The organism is Thiothrix subterranea (assembly GCF_016772315.1).
GTDB lineage: Bacteria > Pseudomonadota > Gammaproteobacteria > Thiotrichales > Thiotrichaceae > Thiothrix > Thiothrix subterranea.
Map to the genome: position 1 here is coordinate 3,244,651 of NZ_CP053482.1, position 25,430 is coordinate 3,270,080.

Below are 25,430 nucleotides of genomic sequence, written 5' to 3' on the forward strand. Positions count from 1 at the left end.
CAATGGTGTCCTATAATGATGGTTCGGTGTTGGCGCAATTGGGCAACCCCGATATGCGTACCCCGATTGCGTATGCTTTGGGGTGGCCTGAGCGTTTGGTGTCAGGGGTCGCACCGTTGGATTTGTTTGCGACCGCAAGATTGGATTTTGAACAACCGGATCGGGAACGTTTTCCATGTCTGCAACTGGCGTATGATGCCCATGTGCGCGGTGGTTATGCCACGATCGCGTTGAATGCGGCGAATGAAGTGGCAGTGAAAGCCTTTCTGGGGCGCGAAATCGGTTTTACCGATATTCCAGTGCTGGTCAAGGCTGTGATGCTTACAGCGTCCACCGGCACGCCGATGAACCTCGAAGAGATACTTATTCAGGATGAGGAAAGCCGTGTGCGTTCACTATCTTGGATAAAAAACAAGAAAATACATTAAATCATGAACTTGTTAATCATAATTCCTGCATTCCTTGTCGCGATTGGTATATTGGTCACAGTACACGAATTCGGACATTTCTGGGTCGCTCGTAAACTGGGCGTCAAAGTCCTGCGTTTTTCGGTGGGTTTTGGTAAACCGCTGTGGCGGCGTGTGTCCAACGATGCCGATCAGATTGAGTATGTGTTAGCTGCGCTGCCCTTTGGTGGCTACGTCAAAATGCTGGACGAGCGCGAATGCGAAGAGGGTTGCGACATTCCTGAGAAAGATTTGCCCCGCGCATTTAACCGTCAGGTGTTGTGGAAGCGTGCCGCGATTGTGGTGGCAGGCCCGGTGGCTAATTTCCTATTGGCTATCCTGATTTATGCGCTGGTGAATATGATCGGTCAGGATGCGATGCGTCCGTATGTCGATGTGGTGAAAGATTCCCCGATGGCAGCGGCAGGTTTTCAGCCCGGTGAAGAAGTGACCGCGATTAACGGCATTGCCACGGATTCGTGGGAAGACATGCGCATGTTGTTGATTGATGAATATTTGAAATCCCCGCAATTGTTGTTCAGTGTGAAAGCGGCGGATGGTGTCGCCCTGCAACGCCAATTGGATCTGAGTAAGGTGGCGATGTTTGATGAAGAAGCGGGCGCATTGGATAAGCTCGGTTTGAATCCGTGGTTGCCGCCCTACGATGTAGTGGTTCATGCGGTTTTACCGGATACCCCCGCTGCGCAAGCAGGCTTGCAAGCGCAGGATAAAATTCTGCAAATTGACGATTTGAAACCGACCAATGGGCGCGTTTTCATTGAACATATTCAGCAACATGCCGATCAAGCGGTGACGTTAACGCTTGAGCGTGCTGGTAGTGTGCAAACCTTGACGCTTACGCCGCGTATTAATCCCGCCAGCGGTGTGGAGGTTGCTACCATTGGGGCGCAATTAGCCCCGCCGCCCGCGAGTTTGCGTGAGCAAGTGTATTTCACTCAATCGTATGGTTTTGGCGAATCGCTATGGCGCGGAATGAATAAAACTTGGCAGATGTCGGTCGTGACTTTGAAATTAATGGGACGAATGCTGACAGGTGATGTGTCGTTGAAAAACGTCAGTGGGCCGGTAACGATTGCGCAATATGCCGGTGTTACTGCGTCGATTGGTTTCACGGTTTACCTAGGGTTTCTTGCGATTGTAAGTGTTAGCCTTGGGGTATTGAATTTACTGCCTATTCCGATGTTGGATGGTGGGCATTTATTTTATTATTTGATTGAATGGATAAAAGGTAGCCCGGTGTCGGCAGAAACGGAGGCCGTCGGTTTTCGGGTAGGAATGGCAATCATTGGCGGACTGATGGTGCTTGCCTTGTATAATGACGTTACACGGTTATTAAATTAATTATGAAAAAACACACTCTTGTAATTTCGGCTGTAAGCTGTCTGTTGGCAGTTTCTCAAGCGGTTTGGGCTGCTGCCTTCGTAGTCCGCGACATTGAAGTGAATGGTTTGGAACGCATTGCCGCCGGTACGGTATTAAATTACTTACCCGCCCAAGTTGGTCAACCGTTTAATGATGCGCAATCGGCTGAAGCGATTCGTACATTATTCCAGACGGGTTTGTTTGAAGACGTGCAACTTGGTCGGCGTGGCGATGTGTTGGTGGTGACGGTGGTGGAGCGCCCCGCTATTGGTGAATTGACCATTAAAGGCAATCGCAAAATTCCTACCGATAAGTTAATGGAAGTGTTGAAACTGCGCAATATCAGCAAAGGCAATACTCTTGATAAAGCGGCCTTGGCAACCATTCAGCGCGAATTGGCGGAACAATACCAAGGCATGGGGCATTACGGCGTTGATATTAATACTGCAATTGAAGCTTTGCCGCGCAATCGGGTCGCCGTTAATATTAATATTAACGAAGGCAATGTGGCACGTATTCAAAAAGTTAAAATTATCGGCAATAAAGCTTTTCCCGAATCGGTATTGCTGAAACAATTGGAATCAGGGCCACGCGGGGCGTTTTCGATTCCCTTTTTGAGCGATAGCGACAAGTATTCCAAAGAAAAACTGATGGCGGATTTGGATGCGCTCAACAGTTTCTACCGTGACCGTGGTTATATCAATTTTGAAATCGCTTCGGCTGATGTGTCAATGTCGCCGGATAAAAAAGATATTTTCCTGAATGTCAGCGTGAACGAAGGAGCGCAATACCGCATTGGTGACGTGAGTGTCGCGGGAAATCCTGGTTTATCCAAAGAACAATTGGCTAAATCGGTTAAATTACGCAAAGGTGAAGTGTTTTCACAAAAAGCGTTGGAAGAAACCCGTAAAAACCTTTCCAATCAGCTTGGTGCGCAAGGTTATGCGTTTACCAAAGTGGCGGCAACCCCGGATTTTGATGAAAACAATAAGCAAGTAGGTATTTTGCTGTCCGTCGATCAGGGTAAGCGCACGTATGTCCGCCGCATCGACATTCGTGGTAATAACCGTACCAAAGATGAAGTGTACCGCCGTGAATTGCGTCAGGTAGAAAGTTCGTGGTTCTCGAAAGAGCAGGTGGAGCGTTCCAAAACCCGCTTGCAGCGCCTGCCTTACGTTGAAGAAGCCACGATTGAGGTAGAACCGGTTGCTGGTACAGAAGATCAGGTAGATTTGATTGTCACCGTGAATGAGCGTTCTTCTAACCAATTCCGGGTGGGGGCGGGTTATTCACAATCGCAAGGCGTGTTATTCAACGTTAACCTTAACCAAGATAACTTCATGGGAACCGGTAAAAAGCTGGATGTGAACGTTGATAACAGCAAGGTCAATAAAAATTACAGCATCGGTTATACCAATCCTTATTATACGCCTGATGGTATTAGCCGTGGTTTCAGCGGTTATTACAAAGAATACGATGCTGAGGCGGAAGATATTGCCAGCTATGCGTCTAATCGTTACGGCGGCAGCGTCAATTATACCGTGCCATTGAGTGAGCATGATTCGGTATACGCCAGCGTCGGTGCGGAAAAGCGTGAAATTGTGTTGGGTACTGCCCCGGCGCAGCGCATTAAAGATTTCGTCGATACCAACGGTGATGAATACAATCAATTGCCAGTGACGGTCAGCTATGTGCATGACACCCGCAACCGTACCGTTTTCCCAACTGAAGGCCAGCGTCATCGGGTTTCTTTGCAAACAGCCGTGCCGGGTAGCGATTTGGAATACCACAAATTGAATTATGACGGTGCTGCTTATAAACCCATTACCGATAATGTTACGTTCGCGGTAAAAGGGAAAGTTGGTACGAGTACGACGGGCGGTGATCTCGATAATTTACCGTTTTTCGATAAATACTACGCGGGCGGCATTAACAGTGTGCGTGGTTTTGACCAGAGTTCATTGGGTTCACGTGATGAAAACGATGATCCAACCGGCGGTGATTTGTTAGTGACGGCGACGGCTGAAGTGCAATTCCCTGTTCCTTTAGCAGAAGATGTGAAAGGCTTGAAAATGAGCGCCTTCGTGGACGGCGGGAATGTGTTTGATGATACCGGTGATTTTAAAGCGGATGAGATGCGTTATTCCGCTGGTGTAGGCGCGGTCTGGTTATCGCCGATTGGCCCGCTGGAAGTCAGTTATGCGAAACCGTTGAATGCTGAAGAAACGGATAAAGAGCAGAAGGTACAATTCAGTATTGGGGCATCGTTCTAAGCCATGTTGAAATTAGGCGCGTTATGCATGTGCGGGTTGTTGCTCTTGATGGGGCAACAATCCGTGGTTATTGCCGCTGATGAAGCAGAACAACGCCCGGTGCGTATTGCGATTGTGAATATGGCGGGTTTACTGGAGAATGCGCCGCAGTCTAAAGCAGCGGATGCTCAATTGAAGCTGGATTTTGTGCCGCGTGAACGCAGGCTGGAGGCTGATCAAAAAGCTATCCGGCAATTGGAGGACGAGCTGTCCACCAGTATTCAATCCGGTGTATTGCCTGATCTTGAAAAAGTGGAAGGCCAACGCAAGTTACGTGACCTACAGCGCACTTATGCGCGTGAGATGGAAGATTTTCGTGAGGCAGTCCGCCTTGCCCGCGATACGGCGATTGGTGCTTTGCAAGCCGAGATTGTGCAGGCGATTGTTGAAGTGCGTGAACGGGAAAAAATTGACCTCGTGTTACGCGAAAGCAATTACATTGTTGCCAGCGACCGCATTGATATGACCGCGCAAGTCATGCAGCATTTGGAGCAAAAATTCCAAGCAAAAGCCGCTGCAACACCCGCGACAGGTAAACAGGAGTGATGGCCATGCCCGAAGGCGTTTCGTTGCAGGCATTAGCCGAGCACACGGGTTCTACCTTGCAAGGTGATGCGCAATTACGCCTGTATGCGGTGGCTTCGATTGAAAAAGCGCAAGTCGGTGAGATTAGCTACATCCGTGATGCGAAATACCGTCATTATTTACAAACCTCACAGGCCAGTGCTTTGATTCTGCCACCGGATATGGCACAAGCCTACGATGGTAATTGTTTGATCAATCCCAATCCTTACCTTGCGTATGCGCAAGTAGTCGGCATTATTTACCCCACCGTGCGCCCCATGCCCGCGATTCACCCTAGCGCGGTGATCGGTGCTGGGGTTGAATTGGGTGAGGGTGTGGTGATTGAAGCGGGTTGCGTGATTGGCGCGAGCTGCCGGATTGGGGCGGGCAGTTGGTTGCACGCAAATGTGACCTTGTATGCCGATACCCAGATTGGGCAGCGTTGCATTATCCATTCCGGCGCGGTATTGGGGGCGGATGGCTTTGGGTTTGCCCCTGATCAGCGCACTTGGTTTAAAATTCCGCAAGTGGGCAACGTGGTAGTCGGCGATGATGTCGAAATCGGTGCAAACACTACCATTGACCGTGCGGCGCTGGGTTCAACCGTTATTGGTAACGGGGTTAAACTCGATAATCTGATTCAGATTGGGCATAACACCCAGATTGGCGATTATACCGCGATGGCTGCCTGTACTGCGGTGGCGGGCAGTGTGCAGATTGGCAAGCATTGCCAGATTGCGGGAATGTGTGCGATTGCGGGGCATTTGAGTATTGCCGATAATGTCGTGGTAACGGGGACGAGCATGGTTTCGCATTCGATTACCAAACCAGGGGTATACTCTTCTGGCACAACAATAGAGGAAAATGCGCTTTGGCGTAAAAACGCAGTGCGTTTTAACCAGTTGGACAAATTAGCACGCCGCTTACAGGAGTTAGAAAAACAACTGGCGGCTTTACAAAACAAAGGGAGTACGTGAACCGCTATGGGCACCATGAACGTTGAACAAATCAGAAATTACCTACCGCACCGTTACCCGTTTTTGTTGGTTGACCGCGTGGTGGAATACGAAGTCGGTAAGTCATTGACCGCGATTAAGAATGTCACTGTGAATGAGCCGTGGGTCAACGGGCATTTCCCGCATCAGCCGATTATGCCGGGGGTGCTCATTATCGAAGCCTTGGCACAAGCCACTGGTTTGTTAGGTTTCCGCACGATGGGTGAAGAGCCGCAAACCGATACCCTGTATTTGTTGGTGGCAGTGGATAAAGCGCGTTTTAAACAAGCGGTGGTTCCCGGTGATCAGTTGGTGATGAAGGTGGAATTGGTGAAGCGTAAAGGCATTATGTGGGTGTTCACGGCGGAAGCACGGGTCGATGGCAAGCTCGCGGTGTCGGCTGAATTGATGTGTGCGGCGAAAAAAGAGACTGCGGCTTGAGCCGTTTGATTCACCCTACCGCGATTATACACCCGTCGGCGCAACTGGCTGATGGCGTGGAAGTGGGCGCGTACAGCGTGATCGGTGCGGATGTCAGCATCGGTCAGGCCAGCCGCATTGGTTCGCATGTGGTGATTGACGGCCCGACGCGCATTGGTGCGGAAAACCAGATTTACCAGTTTGCCTCAGTGGGCGCTGCCCCTCAGGATAAAAAATTCAACGGTGAGCCGACCGAGTTAATCATTGGTGATCGCAATGTCATCCGCGAATGCTGCACCTTGAACCGTGGCACTGCGCAAGACAAGGGCAAAACCGTGATCGGGGATGATAACTGGATCATGGCTTACGTGCACATTGCACACGATTGCATCATTGGCAATAACACGATTTTCGCTAACAGTGCGACATTGGCGGGGCATGTGGAAATCCGTGACTGGGTGATCTTGGGCGGTTTCACCTTGGTACACCAGTTTTGCACCATTGGCGAACACGCATTCACCGGCATGGGGTCGGCGATTGCGAAAGATGTGCCGCCGTATGCCATGGTGACAGGCACGCCCGCTGAGCCGCGCAGTATCAATATGGAAGGCTTGAAACGTCGGGGCTATAGCACCGAAGCGATTCATCGCATTAAAGAAGCGCATCGCATTCTGTACCGCCACAATCTGACCACACAGGAAGCCCTCGCGAAAATTGATGCGGATTTCGGTGAACACGCCGAGATTCGCTTATTACTCGACTTCTGCCATCACAGCCAGCGGGGGCTGATTCGTTAACGCATGAAGCGTATAGCCATCATTGCCGGAGAAGCGTCAGGTGATTTACTGGCGGCGCGTCTGATCCTTGCCTTGCGCGAACTTCGCCCTGAACTGGTGTTTGAAGGGATTGCAGGCAGTGAAATGCAGGCGGCGGGTTGCACCAGTTTATTCCCGATGGAAAAATTTTCGGTCATGGGGCTGGTGGAAGTGTTGCCGCGCTTGCCCGAATTATTGGCTATCCGCAAACAACTGCTGCAACGTTGGCAAGCAAATCCGCCGGATTTATTCATTGGCGTGGATGCGCCCGATTTAAACCTGCCCATTGCCAAAAAGTTACACGCACTCGGCATTCCCACGGTGCATTATGTCAGCCCGTCCGTATGGGCATGGCGTGCCAAACGGGTGCGCAAAATGCGTGGCAATCTTGATTTAATGCTGACCTTATTCCCATTTGAAGTGGATTTTTACCGCGAGCATGGCATTCCGGCGGTGTTCGTCGGGCATCCATTGGCAGATGAAGTAAGCTTCAACGCGGATCGGCAAAGCGCCCGTGAGCAATTGGATTTGCCGCTGACCAAACCGCTGCTGGCGATTTTGCCGGGCAGTCGCTTGGGTGAAGTGCGCCGTCTCGCCCCGGATTTTTTCAAAGCCGCCTTGCAATTGCAGCAACAATACCCTGAATTACGCTTAGCAACACCCGCCGCAACGCCGCGCTTGCGGCAAGAATTGGAAACGATTCGGCAGGATATTGCTCCAGAACTCATCCTTAAGGTATTGAACGGGCAATCCCGCACCTTAATGCAAGCGGCGGATCACATTCTATTAGCGTCTGGAACGGCGGTGTTGGAAGGCATGTTAGCCGGACGTTTGATGGTGGCGGCTTATCGGGTTGCACCATTGACTGCTTGGCTGATTCGCACCTTCAAATTGCTCAAAGTCCGATTTGTTACCTTGCCGAATAATCTTGCTGGTGAGGAGCTTGTGCCGGAATTGTTGCAAGAACAGGTGACACCTGCGAATCTGGTACAGGCGTTAGAACGTCTATTTAACCTACCCGCTGAACGCCAGCAGTATATTTTGCAACGTTTTCAGGCATTGCACGCGCAACTACGACAAAACGCGAGTGCCAGCGCCGCTCATGCTATCCTTACCCATTTTCCGACCAAAAAATCCTAGAGACAGTACACCATGGTCTATCTTACCAAACTCAAACACACCGGCTCCGTCATTAGTTCCAGCGATAAGTTTGGGGCGAAAATGTTTGAGGTCGCGGCGCGTTATTTTTCCCAGTATGCACGCGGTATCTTTATTGGCACGGGCAGTGGGGTGGTGGCGCAATATTTCATGCAAACCCCTGTTCCCTTTGCATTTGTGGAGAAGCATCCTGATTTTGTACGCCAATTTCATGCGCGTTTTGGCGCCGATACCCCGCTGTTGGCGAAGGATTTTTTCACACTGCCCGTGGATGATAGTGAGGAAGGTTTAGGCAATTGCATTATGGTGTCGTGTATGCCGGTCACGGGGATGTTTTATTCTGAAAAATTGGTGGAACAATTCCGTGATGCGCTTAACAGTGGCTCAACGATTGTGCAGATGAGTTATACCCCATTTATTAAGCAAATTCGCTTATTTGAACGTTTGCAGCGTGAAGGTTTTAAAATCCAACGGGTGAGCACCGTATTTTTCAATATTCCGCCCGCCTCGGTATTTGTATTGAGGAAAGCGTGATGTTGGTGGCGGGTGTGGATGAAGTGGGGCGTGGGCCATTGGCGGGGGCAGTGGTCGCGGCGGCGGTCATCCTCGACCCGCAACGCCCGATTATTGGTCTGAACGATTCCAAGAAATTGACCGAGAAACGGCGTGAGCGGTTAGCGCTTGAAATCCGCGAAAAGGCGCTGGCATGGAGCCTTGGGCGTGCTGAGGTGGAAGAAATTGATGCGATCAATATTCTGCAAGCGACGTTTCTGGCGATGCAACGGGCGTTGGAAGGCTTAAACATCCAGCCTGATTTTGTGAAGGTTGATGGCAACCATTGCCCAAAGCTGGCGTATAAAATGGAAGCGATTATTGGCGGTGATGCGACAGTGGCGGAAATCAGTGCTGCGTCGATCATTGCGAAAGTGGCGCGGGATGCGGAGTTGGTGGTATTGGATGCGCTGTACCCGCAATACGGTTTTGCCAAGCATAAAGGCTATGGCACGGCGGCGCATTTAGCCGCTTTGCAGGAATTTGGCGCAACGCCAATTCATCGGCGCAGTTTTGCCCCGGTTAAAAAAGCACTGGATGCCGCCGCCACATAAGCCTTGTGTGCCGACTATTATTTGGTAGTCGGTGAAGCATTGATCAGACGAGGCTTGGTTTTTGCTTTGGGTAATAATTCCATTTTGGCTTTTTCTTGACGGATGCGTAACACATAGCCGCCCAGTGCGCCGCCAGCCGTGGTCAACATTAGTAACCCTAGCGTGATGAACTGCGTCAGTAACAGCAAACCGCCGATGCCCGCTGCCCCCGCAAACGCGATGCCCACCTTGATATTCGCTTCGGTGGAAGAGCGACGTACTTCCTGAATTGTCTCCTGATGTGCTTGTTTGATGACGCGATGCTTGGCGCGTTCGGCATTGACGCGCAGCGCTTCGCGCTCTTTCGCGTGGCATTCTTGTAAGCGATTGATTTCATCTTTGTTGTGGTGTGCCGCCATTGAACTGAACCAAGCGGCGGTGAGTACGCCCACAATGCCGACAGGAATCAACAGTCGCAACCAGCCCCAGCCGCTCAATTCGGCGGGCGCAATCAATACCAATACCACGGTGATGGCTTGTAGCAATAAAATGCCGGGTAGAAATTTCAGCACTGTGAGTGTCCTTTTCTTCTGTCAGGTTCTGATTCGGGGATTATAATGCTTATTGGATTCAACAGGACATTACCATGCTGCCGAAAGACCTTGTGGATGAACTCATGCACTTCCGCGCCGAACGTGATTGGGCGCAGTTCCACACCCCGCGCAACCTTGCAATTTCACTTTCGCTAGAGGCGGGCGAAGTGCTGGAATTGTTTCAGTGGGAAGACCGGCAGGGTGCGGCATTGGATAAAATCATGCCGCAGTTGCGTGATGAGGTGGCGGATGTCGCAACCTACCTGACGTATTTGTGTGCGGATTTGGGGATTGATTTGGAAGCGGCGGTGCGGGAGAAGATGGTGCAGAATCGGTGTAAATATCCGGTGGAATTGGCGAAAGGGTCGGCGAAGAAATATACCGAATTGCAGGCAGGAGACGACGCATGACCCCATTCGTCCACCTCCGCCTCCACACCGAATATTCGCTGGTCGATAGCACCATCCGCATCAAACCGCTGATGAAAGTTGCCGCGAGCAAAGACTTACCCGCGCTTGCCATTACCGACCAAAACAACTTTTTCGGCTTGGTGAAATTCTACAAAGCCGCAATGGGCGCAGGCATAAAACCCATTTTCGGACTCGACCTGTTGCTGGCAGACGAACAAGGCACGGATACCTTGTTCCACACGATTTTGCTGTGCCAAAACAACACCGGCTACCGCAATCTAACCAAACTCGTATCCCGCGCTTACCAACAAGGGCAAGTGCTGGGCGTACCGCGTGTACAACGCGAGTGGATCAAGGAATTCAGCGACGGCGTCATCATGCTCTCCGGCGGACGCGAGGGCGATATAGGTCAAGCCTTGCTCTCTGGCAACCAAGAACTCGCTGAGAAACGCCTGCAAGAATGGCTGGAAACCTTCCCCGACCGCTATTATTTAGAGCTGCAACGCACCGGGCGCGATGGCGAAGAAGGCTACATCCACGCCGCCATCGACCTTGCCCTTGCGCACGACATCCCCGTAGTCGCCACCAACGATGTGCGTTTCATTGCCGAATCCGATTTTGCTTCCCACGAAGCGCGGGTCTGCATTCGCGACGGCTACGTGCTGGCTGACCCCAAACGCCCCAAACGTTACAGCCCGCAGCAATATTTGCGCACGGGCGACGAAATGGCGGAACTGTTCGCCGACATCCCTAGCGCCATCAGTAACACGGTCGAAATTGCCAAACGCTGCAATGTGTCGCTGACCTTGGGTAAAAATTACCTGCCACAATTCCCGATTCCTGAGGGCATGACTGAAGCCGAATACTTCTGCCAAGTCAGCGAAAAAGGGTTGGAAGAACGCCTTGATTTCCTTTATGGCGACCAATACCCACGCGGTACGCCAACGTTTGCCGAAAAGCGCAAAGTGTACGACGAACGCCTGAAAATCGAACTCGGCGTGATCAATAAAATGGGTTTCCCCGGCTACTTTCTGATCGTTGCGGATTTCATCCAGTGGGCAAAAGATAACGGTATTCCGGTAGGCCCTGGGCGGGGGTCTGGTGCGGGTTCATTGGTGGCGTATGCGTTGAAAATCACCGACCTTGATCCGCTGGCTTACGACTTGCTGTTTGAGCGTTTTCTCAATCCAGAACGGGTGTCAATGCCTGATTTTGACATCGACTTCTGCATGGATGGGCGCGATAAAGTGATTGATTACGTTGCCAGAACTTACGGGCGTAATCAGGTTTCGCAAATCATCACCTACGGTTCGATGGCGGCAAAAGCAGTGGTGCGTGACGTGGGGCGGGTGCTGGGGCATCCCTACGGTTTTGTGGATCGGATTGCAAAATTGATCCCGTTCACCATTGGTATTACCCTGCAAGATGCGTTGGGGATTAGTGAGAAATCGAAAAAAGATTCTGAACTGATTTCCCCCGATTTGATTGAATTGTCCGAGCGCGATGAAGATGTTAAATCTTTGCTGGATTTAGCGATTTCATTGGAAGGCTTGTCGCGCAACACCGGCAAACACGCGGGTGGGGTATTGATTTCCCCGACTGATTTGACCGATTTCACCGCGATTTGCTGCGAGGAAAATGGCGATAGCGTGGTATCGCAATTCGACAAAAATGACGTGGAAGACATTGGGCTGGTCAAATTCGACTTTTTGGGCTTGCGCAACCTCACCATTATCGACTGGGCGTTGCAAACCATTAATCGTAAGCAAGCGGCGAAAGGTTTGCCGCCCGTTGATATTAACCGCATTCCGCTGGATGACAAAGCCAGCTTTGATCTGCTCAAGGCGCAAAAAACCACCGCCGTGTTCCAGCTTGAATCACGCGGCATGAAAGACCTGATCCGCCGCCTACAACCGGATGTGTTTGAGGATGTGGTGGCATTGGTGGCACTGTTCCGCCCTGGCCCATTGCAATCGGGGATGGTGGATGATTTCATCAACCGTAAAAAAGGCATTGCCAAGGTCGAATACCCGCATCCGAGCTTAGAGCAAATCCTCAAACCGACCTACGGCGTTATTGTTTACCAAGAACAGGTTATGCAGATTGCGCAAGTCCTTGCCCAATATACGCTGGGTGGGGCGGACATGTTGCGCCGCGCAATGGGTAAAAAGAAACCAGAAGAGATGGCAAAACAACGTTCCATTTTCATGGAGGGAGCGCGTAACAATAATGTCGATGAAAATCAGGCGGGCTATATATTTGATTTAATGGAGAAATTCGCGGAATATGGTTTTAACAAGTCCCATTCCGCCGCCTACGCCCTCGTCGCCTTCCAAACCGCATGGCTAAAAGCCCATCACCCCGCCGCGTTCATGGCTGCAGTCATGTCAGCGGATATGGATAACACCGAAAAAGTTGTCACGTTGTTGGACGATTGCCGCCAATTGAATTTGCAGGTGTTGCCGCCGGATATTAACCGCTCCGAATACCAATTCACGGTGGATGACCAAAACCGCATTATTTACGGGCTGGGCGCAGTCAAAGGCGCAGGCGAAGCCGCCTTGAGTATTTTGGTGGAACAGCGCAATAAAGATGGGACATTTAAATCACTGGCGGATCTCTGCAAACGTGCGGGTACACAAAAGGTTAATCGCCGTGTATTGGAAACCCTGATTAAATCCGGTGCGTTCGACAGCCTGGGCGGGACGCGCCGCGCCATGCTCGAATACCTGCCCGAAGCCATGCGCATGGCAGAACAATACAATCGCAATCAAGGCACGGGGCAAACCGACCTGTTCGGCGGATTATTTGGCGGCGGCGTGGCGGAATCGACACCAGAAGCCACCATGCCAGAGCGCGAAGAGTTTCCTGAAAAAGAACGGTTGCGTTTGGAAAAAGAAACGCTGGGGTTGTACCTCACCGGGCATCCCCTCGATGAATACCAGTCAGAAATTGCCGGTTTGGGCAGTCGCAAAAAATTGGTCGATATTGCCGAAGACGACAGCACTAAGTACCGCCGTGAGCCGGTGATGTTAGCGGGGTTGGTGGCGAGTGTGCGCACGCAACACACCGATAATGGCAAACGTGCGTTTGTGCAATTGGACGACAATACCGCTTATTACGAGGCGATGATTTTCACCGATACGTTTACCCAGTACGGCAATTTGTTGGAAAAAGAAGCCTGCGTGGTATTGGAAGGTACACTCGATACCGATCAGCGCACGGGTAAAACGCGGTTGCGCGTCGAAAAAGTTCACAATATGCAGTCCGTGCGTGAAAACTTCCTGCGCAAATTGGTGTTGCGACTGGAAGAGCAGCAGGTGCAGCAAGGCATATTGCCCGCCCTGCGCCAACGCTTGAAACCAGCAGCAACAGCGGGCAGTTTTCCGATTACAATTGAATATTTTAATGCCCAAGCGCGTGCCGATCTGCGCTTAGGTGGAACGTGGACAGTGCCGCTAGACGATGCCGGAGTGCGTGATCTACGCCAGCTATTGGGCAAGGAAAATGTCAGCTTGGTGTTTTAACGCACCTTGGTCAACACTACACCGACCATATTGGTACGCGCCTGTTTCAAACGCTCAAACGCGGCATGAAGCGGGCGACGGCGGGTTTCATTACACGCAACTACCAATAAAGTGGCATGGACGCGATTGCCGATAAGCAACGCATCCGCCATGCCCATCACGGGTGGTGAGTCAATAATGATCAGGTCAAACGGCGCATCTTGTTGTTCAGTGGTGGCAATCAATTGCGTCAAACGTTCGCTGGACAATAATTCCACTGGATGCGGGGTAATCGGGCCAGATGACAACAGTTGCAAATTAGTAATCTTGGTGGGGCGGATGAGCGTTTTGAAATCATCTAACCCTGCCAAGTAATTACCCAGCCCCTTGGTGTTGTCTAATTTAAAATGCTTGTGCAGCGTTGGGCGGCGTAAATCCGCATCAATTAACAATACCCGTGTCCCCGCTTTTGCAAAGGCAGTGGCGAGGTTAATGCTGGTGCTGCTTTTGCCTTCACTCGCATCGGTGCTGGTCACATTGATGACTTTTGGGCGCTGTTGCTGGGTGACGACTAATAGATTATTGCGCAGGGAACGAAACGCTTCCGCCACGTTGGAATCGGGGCGCTCGGCACTCTGAAACGCATAATTGCCCGCTTTTTTGGGGATGGCAGGCGCAACGCCCAACAGTGGAATCGGCAATACGCGCGCCAGCATGTCTGGATTTTTGATAATCGCGTCCGTACCTTCGCGGACAAATGCGGCAATCATCCCGGCACACAAGCCTAAAATAAAACTTAAGATAAAGTTTTTAAAAAGGTCAGGGCTTAACGCCTCTGTGGTAAACAACGCGGCTAAAAAAACCGTTAAATACATACTCAGCAACGTTTTTTCGCGGCGCTTAACCACAATACGCAATTTACGGAATTCTTCCCGCAGCGATGTACCGCCGGTGTCGAAGGTTGATACGTGTATGAACCCTTTTTCGTGTGCATTCATGATTGACAAATTCCCCAATTTAGCCCTGATTTCACTGATTATACATAAGAAAATATAATTTGCATGGTTGAAAGCGTGTTTGCATAAACATATTGCATCTGCTCCGATACAATAGATCAGCGCATAAGCATTAAGTTTCCGTGAAAGCGTGCATGGACACTCCGTCGGGCAAAGAGTAAAATGCCATCCTACTAATTTCACGGGATGAGCCACGCCTCATCCCGTTTCGTATGTAGACTTCGGAGGTTCTTTTGAACAAGCAAGCACTGCTGGTGCTGGAAGACGGGAGTGTTTTCCACGGGCGTTCCCTCGGCTGTGATGGCCAAACCACGGGTGAAGTGGTCTTTAATACCGCACTGACAGGCTATCAGGAAATCCTGACTGACCCGTCGTATTCACGCCAAATCGTTACCTTGACTTACCCGCATATTGGTAACGTTGGTGTCAATCAGGAAGATTGCGAATCCACCCAAGTCCACGCGGCTGGGCTGATCGTGCGTGACGTGCCTGCGGTTTACAGTAGCTGGCGTGCGGAAGAATCCCTGCCAGATTATTTAGCCCGCAATAACGTTGTCGCGATTGCCGACATCGACACACGCCGTTTAACGCGCATTTTGCGTGAAAAAGGCGCACAACGCGGCTGCATCATTGCAGGTGAAAACCTCTCCGTGGATGTGGCACTGGATGCGGCACGTTCCTTCCCCGGTTTGAAGGGCATGGATTTGGCGAAAGAAGTCACCGTCAAGTCCAGCTATGTGTGGACAGAAGGCAGTTGGCAGTTAAACCCCGCCACCCCACGCCCCTCTACCGCGACAACGGCTGAATTCAACATCGTCGCTTACGATTACGGCATCAAAACCAATATCCTGCGCATGTTGGTGGATCGTGGTTGCCACGTTACTGTCGTGCCTGCGCAAACCCCAGCGGCAGATGTACTGGCGATGAAACCAGACGGCGTATTCCTCTCCAATGGCCCCGGCGACCCAGAACCGTGCGATTACGCGATTGCCGCTATCCGCGAAGTGCTGGAACAAAAAGTCCCCACGTTCGGTATTTGCCTCGGTCATCAATTGCTCGGTCTTGCTAGTGGCGCGAAAACCGTCAAGATGAAGTTCGGGCATCACGGCGCGAACCATCCGGTGCAAGACTTGGACAGCAAGCGCGTGATGATCAGCAGCCAAAACCACGGTTTTGCGGTGGATGAAACCACGCTGCCAGCCAACGTCCGTGCGACGCATCGCTCGTTGTTTGACGGCACATTGCAAGGTATCGAACGCACCGACTGCCCCGCGTTAAGTTTCCAAGGACACCCCGAAGCCAGCCCCGGCCCGCACGACGTAGCCCCTGTATTCGACCGTTTCATTGAGATGATGAGAGCCGCACATGCCTAAACGCACTGACATTAAAAGCATTCTGATTATTGGTGCAGGCCCGATCATTATCGGTCAGGCGTGCGAATTCGACTATTCCGGTGCGCAAGCGTGTAAGGCGCTGCGTGAGGAAGGCTACCGCGTCATTTTGGTCAATTCCAACCCCGCGACCATTATGACCGACCCCAACATGGCGGATGCGATTTACATCGAGCCAATCCGTTGGGAAACCGTCGCCAAAATCATTGAAAAAGAACGCCCTGACGCGCTACTGCCCACAATGGGTGGGCAAACTGCGCTCAACTGTGCGCTCGACCTTTCCCGCCAGGGCGTGCTGGAAAAGTTCGGCGTGGACATGATTGGTGCGAACGAAGTCTCCATCGACATGGCAGAAGACCGCCAGAAATTCAAAGTAGCGATGGATGAAATCGGTCTGGAATCCGCCCGTTCCGGCGTAGCCCATACGATGGACGAAGCCCGTGCGGTGCAAGCCACCCTTGGCTTCCCCGTGGTTATTCGCCCCTCGTTCACGATGGGCGGCAGCGGCGGCGGTATTGCCTACAACAAGCAGGAATTTGAAACCATCGTGGCGCGTGGGCTGGATATGTCTCCGACCACCGAAGTCCTGCTGGAAGAATCCCTGCTCGGCTGGAAAGAGTATGAAATGGAAGTCGTGCGTGACCGTAACGACAACTGCATCATTATCTGTTCCATCGAAAACCTTGACCCGATGGGCATCCACACCGGCGACTCGATCACGGTAGCGCCAGCGCAAACCTTGACCGACAAGGAATACCAATTGCTGCGGAACGCCTCCATCGCGGTCTTACGCAAAATCGGTGTGGATACCGGCGGTTCTAACGTGCAGTTTTCGGTCAATCCGAAAGATGGGCGCATTATCGTTATCGAAATGAACCCACGGGTGTCACGTTCTTCCGCACTCGCCTCCAAAGCCACCGGCTTCCCGATTGCGAAAGTGGCGGCGAAACTGGCGGTCGGCTACACCTTGGATGAATTGCGCAACGAGATTACCGGTGGGGCAACGCCTGCGTCGTTCGAGCCATCCATCGACTACGTTGTCACCAAAATCCCGCGTTTCACCTTCGAGAAATTCCCGCAAGCTGACTCGCGTTTGACCACGCAAATGAAGTCCGTGGGCGAAGTCATGGCAATGGGGCGCACTTTCCAAGAGTCGTTCCAGAAAGCCCTGCGCGGTTTGGAAACCGGTATTGATGGCTTGAACGAGCGCATTGATCCGCAAGACCCTGATGCGAAAGATACGCTGCGCCGCCAACTGACCGAAGCCAGTTCCGAACGTATTTTGTACGTCGCAGATGCCTTCCGTTTGGGCATGAGCATTGAAGAGCTGTTCGCGCAAACCAGCATCGACCCGTGGTTCTTGGTGCAAATCAAAGAACTGGTTGACCTTGAAAATGGTTTGAAAGACCGCTTGCTCAATAGCCTGTCTAGCGACGAAATGCGGGCATTGAAACGCAAAGGCTTCTCTGACCGCCGTTTGGCTAAGCTGTTGCACGAAACCGAGAAAACGGTACGGGCGGCACGTCACAAGCTCAATGTGCGCCCAGTGTATAAGCGCGTCGATACCTGCGCGGCGGAATTTGCAACCAATACCGCGTACATGTATTCCACCTACGAAGAAGAGTGCGAATCCAACCCCACCGACCGTAAGAAAATCATGGTGCTGGGTGGCGGCCCCAACCGTATCGGTCAAGGGATCGAATTCGACTACTGCTGCGTCCACGCGGCGTTGGCGTTGCGTGATGATGGCTTTGAAACCATCATGGTCAACTGCAACCCTGAAACTGTTTCCACCGATTACGACACCTCTGACCGTCTGTATTTCGAGCCGCTGACGCTCGAAGACGTGATGGAAATCGTGGATCTGGAAAAACCTTACGGCGTGATCGTGCAATACGGTGGGCAAACCCCGCTGAAATTGGCACGTGATTTGGAAGCATTGGGTGCGCCGATCATTGGTACATCGCCGGATTCCATCGACTTGGCGGAAGACCGCGAGCGTTTCCAACAACTGATTCACAAGCTTGGCTTGAAGCAGCCGCCGAACCGCACTGCCAGAAGCATCGACGAAGCGGTACGCTTGGCAGACGAAATCGGCTATCCGTTAGTCGTGCGTCCGTCTTACGTGCTGGGTGGGCGGGCGATGGAAATCGTTTACCACGAAAACGAATTGCGCCGTTACATGACCACGGCAGTATCCGTGTCCAATGATTCTCCGGTATTGCTCGACCGTTATTTGGACGATGCCATCGAAGTGGACGTTGACGCGATTTGCGACGGTGAGAACGTGCTGATCGGCGGCATTATGCAGCACATCGAACAGGCGGGTATCCACTCCGGTGACTCAGCGTGTTCTTTACCACCGTATTCCTTGCGTGCGGACATCCAAGACCAATTGCGTGAGCAAATGGCACAGATGGGCAAAGCCCTCAACGTTATCGGCTTGATGAACGCGCAATTTGCCATCAAAGGCGACGACGTATACGTGCTGGAAGTAAACCCGCGTGCCTCACGTACCGTGCCTTTCGTGTCCAAAGCGATTGGTCGTCCGCTGGCAAAAGTGGCGGCACGTTGCATGGCTGGTCAAAGTTTAGCGTCGCAGAATGCGTTGAACGAAATCATCCCGTCCTACTACGCGGTGAAAGAAGCGGTATTCCCGTTCATCAAATTCCCCGGCGTTGATCCAATCCTTAGCCCCGAAATGAAATCCACGGGCGAAGTCATGGGCGTGGGCAGGACGTTTGCCGAAGCCTTCGGGAAAGCGCAATACGCAGCGGGCGAAGTTTACCCAACCTCTGGCGTGGCGTTCATCAGTGTGCGCGAAGCAGACCGCCGTCACCTGAAAGAAGTGGGTGATATGCTGATCGGGCAAGGCTTCAAAATCGTTGCCACCCGTGGCACGGCACGCGAATTGCAGAACGTCGGTGTAACCTGCGAAATCGTTAACAAAATGCGCGAAGGCCGCCCCAATATCGTCGATATGATCAAGAACGAGGAAATCGACCTGATCGTGAACACGACCGAAGGCGAACAGTCGACCCGCGACTCGTTTGAGATTCGCCGCGAAGCCTTGCAGCACAAAATTACCTACACCACCACGATTGAAGGTGCGCGGGCATTGTGCAAAGCGATGGCCTACACTGACAGTGAGCAGGTTTATTGCTTACAAGATTTACATCAGGAAATAACAGAACAAGGGGTTTGAAGCGATGAGTACAAGACCACCGCTAACATTGAAGGGTTCGGAGCGTTTGAAGGCTGAATTGCAGCGTTTGAAAACCGAAGATCGCCCGCAAATTATTCAGGCGATTGCGACCGCCCGTGAGCATGGCGATTTGAAAGAAAACGCCGAATACCACGCAGCACGTGAGCAGCAAAGCTTTTGCGAAGGGCGTATTAAAGAACTGGAAAGTACCTTGTCGATGGCGCAAGTGATTGATGTGGTAGCCGTGGGTGCAATGAATCCCGGCAAAGTGGTTTTCGGTGCAACCGTCGAGCTTGAAGCGGTCGAAACCGGCGAAACCATTACTTACCAGATTGTTGGCGACATTGAGGCAGACATTAAGCACAACCGTGTGGCGGTGTCTTCCCCGATTGCGCGGGCGATGATTGGTAAGGAAGAAGGTGACGTGGCGGTCGTGCAAGCGCCGAGTGGCAAGCGTGAGTATGAAATCGTTGCGGTTAGCTATCAATAGTGGCCAATAATTTTACTCATATTGGCCTGTTGCAACACGGTGCGGTGGAAGCGGGAGACGTGTTCTGCGGTGAACTCGATACCCCGCTCACCAAAGCCAGTTGGAAGCAGCTCAAACAAGCTTTCGGTCGTGCCAGCCCAGACTGGGATGCCGTGGTGACTTCGCCTCGGATGCAATGCGCTGCTTTCGCCGAATGGTTTGCACAAAAACAGGATTTGCCGCTGGTGCGCGATGAGCGTTTGCGGGAAATTCATTTCGGGGAATGGGAAGGGCGTAATCCGCAAGACGTGATGACGACGCATCCCGAAGCGTTGGCGCAATGGTGGCTGAATCCCGCGCAAGTATCGCCACCGAGCGGCGAAAGCTTTGGCGATTTTCGCGCCCGTGTGTTGGATGCATGGACAGAAATGGGACGTGCCTATCGAGGCGAACGGGTGCTGGTGGTGACTCATGCCTTGGTGATTCGGGTGATTATTGCGCACGTATTGCAAATGTCGGATGAGCGCTTGCTGGCCTTGAACATTGAGTACGGCGCGTTGACCCGCTTGCGGGTATTGCGTGACCGTAGCGGTGAATGGGCCAGTTTGTTGGTACACGGTTGCGGATAATGAAAGCCGTGCTGCGTTCTTTTCAGGTGGCGTTGCGGGTGTTGACATTATTGCCAGCACCGCCAATTTCCGCGTTTTCGGCGGAAGAAAAAGGGCGTGGTTTGATCTGGTTTCCGGTGATTGGTGCGTTAATGGGTGGGTTACTTGCCCTAACCGCATGGCGCTTGCAAGGCATTGAACCGATGTTGGCGTCGGTGATTTTGTTGACGGCTTGGTTGTTTATCAGTGAGTTGCATCATCTGGATGCATTGGCGCGTAGCGTTAATGTGTGGTTGTTTGGTGGGCAAAGCGCTGCTGTAGCGGATGATGCAGAGGCGGCGCAGTTGCCGATGCCGCATTTCGGTGTCATGGGGGTCATGGCGCTGGTGATGATGGTCAAGTTTTCAGCGCTTTCAGTGCTGATTGAATACAAACTGTGGCTGTACATTATGATGGCACCGCTGGCGGCACGTCTGTTAGTGGCGGCATTGATTGGGTTCACGCTAAGTGCGCCGGGGCAAACGCTGGCGCAAGATTTTCGGGTTGAATTTCCCTACGTTGCCTTGTTTATTTGGTTGTTTTTGGCATTACCGATCGCATTGGTGGCAGGAATCCCGTTATTGGGGGTGTTTGTGTTGCTGTTGCTGATTCGTTTACGCCTCAAACAGACGAGTGGCGGGCTAACTTGGGAGTCTATTGGCGCGAGTATTGTGTTATTGGAGGCAGTTGGTTTGTTTGTCGCCGCCGTGACCGCTTGAGAGTACCGCGCAATCCCCATCTTGGTGGTATGGTATTGGCTTAGCTGTTAAGATAATCTTATTATTTCGCAGCTTTACAGGCAGGCCATAATTATTATGTCAGCAGAACAGTTCTCCACAGAAAAACGTATCCTGATGGCGATGCGTAAAACCCTCGGCGGCATTATTCGCGATTTAACCCCTTCAGATTCAGCCGTGCGTTACCCCTTATCCGATGCGACGGTTGAAGACGTGAAAAAATGCTTTGATTTGATTGCAGCGCGTGAACGTGAATTGGCGCAATTGGCTGGGGTGAGTGAAGAGCGTCCGCACTTTATTGATGAAGTCAGTGCGACGAAAGTGGTGTCGATTGCTGGCCTGAAAAAGAGGGATTAACCATGCAAACCTTTTCAAGCGAAGAAATGGGCGCTTTGACGCGAGCTGTTCTTAATCACATGGATGAATGGAAGATCAGCGCGGATGAGATGCTGGCAATTTTGCAGTTGGGCGAAGAAGTGCGCCCGCGCCATTTGCAGCAATACCGTCAAGGCGATAAAACTTTCCCGCAAACCACCGAAATGATGAACCGCATTGACCACATTGTGGGCATTGCCGATGCGTTGCGCACCACGTTTCCGTTCAGCAGCCAGATGCGGGTGATGTGGTTGAGCAAGCCGCACCGCCGTTTTCAGCGTCGTCACCCTTTAGCGGTGATGTTGGATGAGGGCGATGACGGTTTAATGCGGGTCAGAATTGAAGTGGATTGTGCTTACGGTTACGCGATCAACGATGCGCTTCATGCAGCGGCTGAAGAAAAGAAGGCAGCAGCAGCCTAGTTGATGCAAAAGGGCTTGATATTCAAGCCCTTTTTTATGTGCTCAGTGTGGCTGATTAAGCCGCTTCGCCTGAATTACCCTGCATGGCTTCTTTAACCATTTTCTGTAATTCACCGTTTTGGTACATTTCCAGCGTAATATCGCAGCCGCCGATCAATTCGCCGTTGATATACACTTGCGGGAACGTTGGCCAGTTCGCGTATTGTGGTAAATCTTGGAAAATTTCCGGGTCACTCAATACGTTCACGTAAGCAAACTCTTCGCCGCACGCCATTAATGCTTGGGATGCGCGGCTGGAAAACCCACATTGTGGCATTTTCGGTGTGCCTTTCATGAAAATGACGACGGGGTTGCTTTTAACGGCTTGGTCGATACGGTCTAATGCGCTCATGCGATAATCCTCATTATGGTTTAGTGATGATGATTACATTCTACCTGTTGCCCAAAATAAATAAACGTCAGATTCCATGAGGAATAGCCGCATCTACGGCTTACGGTTATCACGGCGGCGTTTCATCTCGGCAAATTCCGCCGGATCGATATAGCCGTCACGATTAGTATCCACATTGTCGAAAATGCGGCGCGGGTCGAGTCTGCCGGATTTGGGATTTTTGGCGGCGTATTCCGGCCAAGAAATTAGCCCATCGTTGTTAGTATCCAAGCGTTTGAAATCTGGATCAGTTGCGGCAGCCGCGTTTCCTGCGCTGAGTAATACGGCAACGCTTAGCGCTGATAAAATCATTTTGTTCATAATGCACCCCTGTTTGGTTAATTTGTTGTCGGTGAAAGGGATTAACGCGAATTCCAAAGCAACGTTGACAGCATTGCGTCAGAATTTTGGTTTTTCTTCACGCAGTATCAGCATAATCCTGCGATGCTAACAGGGGATGAACATTTTAAGACGTGAGGGTTGGTGTCAGCCATTGTTGCAGTTTTTGCCGCAAGCTTGCCATGGAAATGGGTTTGGTCATGTAATCATCCATGCCCGCTTGCAAGCAGTTTTCGCGGTCGCCCTGCATGGCGTTGGCAGTGAGTGCAACCACGGGAGTGCGCGGTGTTTGCCGTGTTTGTTCCATTTGGCGGAATTGGCGCGTGGCTTCGTAGCCATCCATGCTGGGTAATTGGCAATCCATTAGTACCAAGTCGTAGCGATTGTTAGCCAGCATGGCGACCGCTTCATGCCCATCCATCGCAATGTCGAAACTCATGCCCAGTTTGGTAAGCATGACTTGTGCCACTTTGATATTCACCAGATTATCTTCAACCAGCAGAATATGTCCTTTCAATACGCTATTGGCAGAAGGGTCAGTTGTGGCGTGTGGATGATCAGCGTAGGGGTTGCTGACGAGGTGATGTTTAGTGAGGGTGAGATCAAAGTAGAAAGTGCTGCCTTGCCCTGGTGTGGATTTTATCCGAATACAACCTCCCATGAGGTGTACTAATTCTTGCGCGATGGTTAGCCCTAATCCCGTGCCACCGTAGAGGCGGGTGGTGGATTCATCCGCTTGATTGAAGGCATTGAAGAGCGCTTCCTGTTGTGCCGGATGAATACCGGGGCCAGTGTCCGCCACCAATAAACGCAGGGTGGTTTGTTCGGGTTGTTCTTGCAAGGCTTCGATGTATAGCGCTACCGTGCCGCTGGTGGTGAATTTGACCGCATTGCCCAATAAATTCCCCAGCACTTGTTTCAGGCGAATGGGGTCGCCGTAAAACCATGCGTGGCAGTCATTGAGTATTTGGCTGCTTAGCGTTAGGTGTTTTTTGGTCGCAGAGCCACTGAATAACAGCACCATATCGGCGGCGAGTTTGTGCATGTTAAAGGGGATGCGTTCCAGTGCCAGCTTACCGGATTCGATTTTGGAAAGATCCAGCACCGCGTTGATGACATCCAATAAGATTTCGGAGGAGCTGTAGGCAGTGTGCAGGTATTCTTGCTGCTGTGGGTTTAGCGGGGTTTTGGCGAGAATATCCAGCATCCCCAAGACGCCGTTCATGGGGGTGCGGATTTCATGGCTCATATTGGCGAGGAAGCGCGATTTTTCCTTGGATTGTTGCAGAGCGCGAATTTTTTCCTGCGATTCCTGTTGGAGCGTGGCATTGAGCGCCAGCATTTCCTGCGAAGATACTTCTAATGAACGTTCCAGCACATAGTAGGCTTGTTTGTGATCATCGTAGGTGTGACTGATCCGATTCAGGAAGGCACGCCAACTGGCAGCGTCAGGGGGAGCTTCTGGGTTTAACCCCAGACTGCGTAACTGCCGGTTAAGCGTGCGGTCGTAATCACTCATACAGCGTGGTCAGCGTCATCGTCTGATTGTGCAGATCACAATTGCCTTTGGAAAACGGTGAAATTTCGCCGTAGGAATAAAAACCAATCTGGGTGGTATTTTCCGGTAGATTATCGAGCACTGCTTCGACTTCTTCCTCAGCATCTGCGCCCATGACCATGCGCCGCCCGACGCAACTGATCGCAATGCACAGCACGGTTTTGTCGGTGTCGGCATTGCACATTAACGCGGCATCTTCAGCACCTTCCACCAATTGTTCCAGATTTGCCCGCATTAATTGCGCTTGCGAGCCGACGGGAATGTCTCCGGCAAAGGTCAGCGATTGCGTGGCTTCATCAACCGCTAAGATGGTGCGTACCAGTTCTTTGGTTTCACCGGGTCGGCTCAGGGCTAAGGGGAAGCGTAGCCCGGTGGCGGGTAATCCGGTGGCCATTTCACCGAGGTAGGTTTTATACAAAGCCAGAGCAGGTTTACCGGCGAGTTCGTATAAAACGTTGTTTTCAGCGCGAGTCACTTCGCGGGCTGGGCCGAAAGGTTTCCAACCGCCTTTGGAGCCATGACTGATTTGAATATTGCCATAGAAGCCGAGCGCGGTGACGATGCCGCTGGTGGGTTTACCGTCTTTTAATACCCAGGTATTCACGAAACGTTCGCCATCACCTGCCAGCCCGCCGGTGACGCTGATCGCCGCACTGACGACATCGTTAAACCCTTGGGTGAGTTCGCTGCCGTTGACTTTTAAGCCATCTGAGAGGGTAAAAATGCCTTTTAGGGTGTCGTGCGCGAGGTTATCTGCCAGAAAACGCCCAATGGTGCGTGATTCTGACGGGTTGTGAATCGCCACTTGCGCGAGGCGTAATGTGGTGGATTCAAATTCTACCAACGCAATGACCAGACTGTGGTCACGAATATGACCAGCGAGGATTTCACCTGAACTGGAACATCCCATAAAAATAGCTTTTGGGTATTGTGCCGTTAGCACTTCAAAGGGTGCGGGTTGATTGATAAAATCCGAAGCCCCAAAGACAAGCACAAGCTGCTGTGCGCTTGTCATGGCAGGCAAATTGTCAGAAAAACCTTGGGTGGTGGTATAGGAAAGCGTATGGATTTTCATGGTGGTGCCATTCCCTCAACTAATGATAATTTTTATTAATGATTGCTTTATCGGAATAATGGCATGACTCATTCCAAGA

Annotated in this window: 25 protein-coding genes; 19 read left to right on the top strand and 6 right to left on the bottom strand. The window is 51.7% G+C overall.

What is annotated here, in order from left to right; translation table 11 throughout:
• Nucleotides 1–53: 53 nt before the first annotated feature.
• Genes HMY34_RS20605 through rnhB form a run of 10 tightly spaced genes read left to right on the top strand, consistent with a single transcriptional unit; the run spans nt 54 to nt 9,199 of the window.
• The gene (locus tag HMY34_RS20605; RefSeq protein WP_407701859.1) at nt 54–428 is read left to right on the top strand and encodes a hypothetical protein; all 375 of its coding nucleotides are present in this window, start codon (nt 54–56) and stop codon (nt 426–428) included.
• A 3-nt stretch (nt 429–431) separates the two neighbouring features.
• Nucleotides 432–1,808, top strand: a complete 1,377-nt coding sequence (gene rseP, locus HMY34_RS16040; protein ID WP_202716446.1) for an RIP metalloprotease RseP — start codon at nt 432–434, stop codon at nt 1,806–1,808.
• 44 nt (nt 1,809–1,852) lie between these two features.
• The gene (gene bamA / locus HMY34_RS16045) at nt 1,853–4,102 is read left to right on the top strand and encodes an outer membrane protein assembly factor BamA (RefSeq protein ID WP_228287891.1); all 2,250 of its coding nucleotides are present in this window, start codon (nt 1,853–1,855) and stop codon (nt 4,100–4,102) included.
• A 3-nt stretch (nt 4,103–4,105) separates the two neighbouring features.
• Entirely contained in the window at nt 4,106–4,687 is a 582-nt protein-coding gene (locus HMY34_RS16050) for an OmpH/Skp family outer membrane protein (protein ID WP_202716448.1), read from the top strand.
• 5 nt (nt 4,688–4,692) lie between these two features.
• On the top strand, nt 4,693–5,682 hold the full coding sequence (gene lpxD, locus HMY34_RS16055) for a UDP-3-O-(3-hydroxymyristoyl)glucosamine N-acyltransferase (RefSeq protein ID WP_202716449.1): 990 nt from the start codon (nt 4,693–4,695) through the stop codon (nt 5,680–5,682).
• A gap of 6 nt (nt 5,683–5,688) precedes the next feature.
• The gene (gene fabZ, locus HMY34_RS16060; RefSeq protein ID WP_202716450.1) at nt 5,689–6,141 is read left to right on the top strand and encodes a 3-hydroxyacyl-ACP dehydratase FabZ; all 453 of its coding nucleotides are present in this window, start codon (nt 5,689–5,691) and stop codon (nt 6,139–6,141) included.
• A 5-nt stretch (nt 6,142–6,146) separates the two neighbouring features.
• Complete coding sequence (gene lpxA, locus HMY34_RS16065) at nt 6,147–6,917, top strand: acyl-ACP--UDP-N-acetylglucosamine O-acyltransferase (RefSeq protein ID WP_202719224.1); 771 nt, start codon at nt 6,147–6,149, stop codon at nt 6,915–6,917.
• A gap of 3 nt (nt 6,918–6,920) precedes the next feature.
• Nucleotides 6,921–8,075, top strand: coding sequence for a lipid-A-disaccharide synthase (gene lpxB, locus HMY34_RS16070; protein ID WP_202716451.1), 1,155 nt, complete (start codon nt 6,921–6,923; stop codon nt 8,073–8,075).
• 12 nt (nt 8,076–8,087) lie between these two features.
• Nucleotides 8,088–8,627, top strand: coding sequence for a hypothetical protein (locus tag HMY34_RS16075; RefSeq protein WP_202716452.1), 540 nt, complete (start codon nt 8,088–8,090; stop codon nt 8,625–8,627).
• Nucleotides 8,627–9,199, top strand: coding sequence for a ribonuclease HII (rnhB, locus tag HMY34_RS16080; RefSeq protein ID WP_202716453.1), 573 nt, complete (start codon nt 8,627–8,629; stop codon nt 9,197–9,199). Before HMY34_RS16075 ends, rnhB begins: the two co-directional genes overlap by 1 nt.
• A 17-nt stretch (nt 9,200–9,216) precedes the next feature.
• Here the strand turns inward: rnhB and HMY34_RS16085 are convergent, their stop codons facing one another.
• Nucleotides 9,217–9,750 carry a hypothetical protein gene (locus tag HMY34_RS16085; protein ID WP_202716454.1) on the bottom strand — a complete coding sequence of 178 codons (534 nt, stop codon included), beginning with the start codon at nt 9,748–9,750 and terminating at the stop codon, nt 9,217–9,219.
• 74 nt (nt 9,751–9,824) lie between these two features.
• On the opposite strand from HMY34_RS16085, the gene HMY34_RS16090 reads away from it, so the two are divergent.
• Both HMY34_RS16090 and dnaE read left to right on the top strand, forming a co-directional pair.
• The gene (locus HMY34_RS16090; protein WP_202716455.1) at nt 9,825–10,181 is read left to right on the top strand and encodes a nucleotide pyrophosphohydrolase; all 357 of its coding nucleotides are present in this window, start codon (nt 9,825–9,827) and stop codon (nt 10,179–10,181) included.
• The gene (gene dnaE / locus HMY34_RS16095; protein ID WP_202716456.1) at nt 10,178–13,708 is read left to right on the top strand and encodes a DNA polymerase III subunit alpha; all 3,531 of its coding nucleotides are present in this window, start codon (nt 10,178–10,180) and stop codon (nt 13,706–13,708) included. Before HMY34_RS16090 ends, dnaE begins: the two co-directional genes overlap by 4 nt.
• Here dnaE and HMY34_RS16100 read toward each other — a convergent pair.
• The gene (locus tag HMY34_RS16100) at nt 13,705–14,685 is read right to left on the bottom strand and encodes a polysaccharide biosynthesis tyrosine autokinase (RefSeq protein WP_202716457.1); all 981 of its coding nucleotides are present in this window, start codon (nt 14,683–14,685) and stop codon (nt 13,705–13,707) included. The two genes, dnaE and HMY34_RS16100, sit on opposite strands and share 4 nt — an antisense overlap.
• A gap of 251 nt (nt 14,686–14,936) precedes the next feature.
• Here HMY34_RS16100 and carA point away from each other — a divergent pair, with 251 nt between their 5' ends.
• From carA to HMY34_RS16135, 7 genes are all read left to right on the top strand, one after another.
• On the top strand, nt 14,937–16,076 hold the full coding sequence (carA, locus tag HMY34_RS16105; protein WP_202716458.1) for a glutamine-hydrolyzing carbamoyl-phosphate synthase small subunit: 1,140 nt from the start codon (nt 14,937–14,939) through the stop codon (nt 16,074–16,076).
• A complete protein-coding gene (gene carB / locus HMY34_RS16110) occupies nt 16,069–19,299 on the top strand; it encodes a carbamoyl-phosphate synthase large subunit (RefSeq protein ID WP_202716459.1) in 3,231 nt (1,076 codons plus the stop codon). Before carA ends, carB begins: the two co-directional genes overlap by 8 nt.
• A 4-nt stretch (nt 19,300–19,303) precedes the next feature.
• On the top strand, nt 19,304–19,789 hold the full coding sequence (gene greA, locus HMY34_RS16115; protein ID WP_202716460.1) for a transcription elongation factor GreA: 486 nt from the start codon (nt 19,304–19,306) through the stop codon (nt 19,787–19,789).
• On the top strand, nt 19,789–20,397 hold the full coding sequence (cobC, locus tag HMY34_RS16120) for an alpha-ribazole phosphatase family protein (RefSeq protein WP_202716461.1): 609 nt from the start codon (nt 19,789–19,791) through the stop codon (nt 20,395–20,397). The genes greA and cobC overlap by 1 nt, the downstream gene beginning before the upstream one ends.
• Nucleotides 20,397–21,134 carry an adenosylcobinamide-GDP ribazoletransferase gene (locus tag HMY34_RS16125; protein ID WP_202716462.1) on the top strand — a complete coding sequence of 246 codons (738 nt, stop codon included), beginning with the start codon at nt 20,397–20,399 and terminating at the stop codon, nt 21,132–21,134. Before cobC ends, HMY34_RS16125 begins: the two co-directional genes overlap by 1 nt.
• A 96-nt stretch (nt 21,135–21,230) precedes the next feature.
• Entirely contained in the window at nt 21,231–21,509 is a 279-nt protein-coding gene (locus HMY34_RS16130; RefSeq protein ID WP_202716463.1) for a segregation and condensation protein A, read from the top strand.
• Nucleotides 21,510–21,511: 2 nt separating this feature from the next.
• On the top strand, nt 21,512–21,949 hold the full coding sequence (locus HMY34_RS16135; protein WP_202716464.1) for a DUF2384 domain-containing protein: 438 nt from the start codon (nt 21,512–21,514) through the stop codon (nt 21,947–21,949).
• Nucleotides 21,950–22,004: 55 nt separating this feature from the next.
• Here the strand turns inward: HMY34_RS16135 and grxD are convergent, their stop codons facing one another.
• The 4 genes from grxD to HMY34_RS16155 form a co-directional block, all read right to left on the bottom strand.
• Nucleotides 22,005–22,340, bottom strand: a complete 336-nt coding sequence (gene grxD, locus HMY34_RS16140) for a Grx4 family monothiol glutaredoxin (protein ID WP_202716465.1) — start codon at nt 22,338–22,340, stop codon at nt 22,005–22,007.
• A 93-nt stretch (nt 22,341–22,433) separates the two neighbouring features.
• The gene (locus HMY34_RS16145) at nt 22,434–22,700 is read right to left on the bottom strand and encodes an EF-hand domain-containing protein (protein WP_202716466.1); all 267 of its coding nucleotides are present in this window, start codon (nt 22,698–22,700) and stop codon (nt 22,434–22,436) included.
• A gap of 145 nt (nt 22,701–22,845) precedes the next feature.
• Nucleotides 22,846–24,237: an ATP-binding protein gene (locus tag HMY34_RS16150; RefSeq protein WP_202716467.1), complete on the bottom strand. Its 1,392-nt coding sequence runs from the start codon at nt 24,235–24,237 to the stop codon at nt 22,846–22,848.
• On the bottom strand, nt 24,230–25,351 hold the full coding sequence (locus HMY34_RS16155) for an FIST signal transduction protein (RefSeq protein ID WP_202716468.1): 1,122 nt from the start codon (nt 25,349–25,351) through the stop codon (nt 24,230–24,232). The genes HMY34_RS16150 and HMY34_RS16155 overlap by 8 nt, the downstream gene beginning before the upstream one ends.
• Nucleotides 25,352–25,430 lie beyond the last annotated feature (79 nt).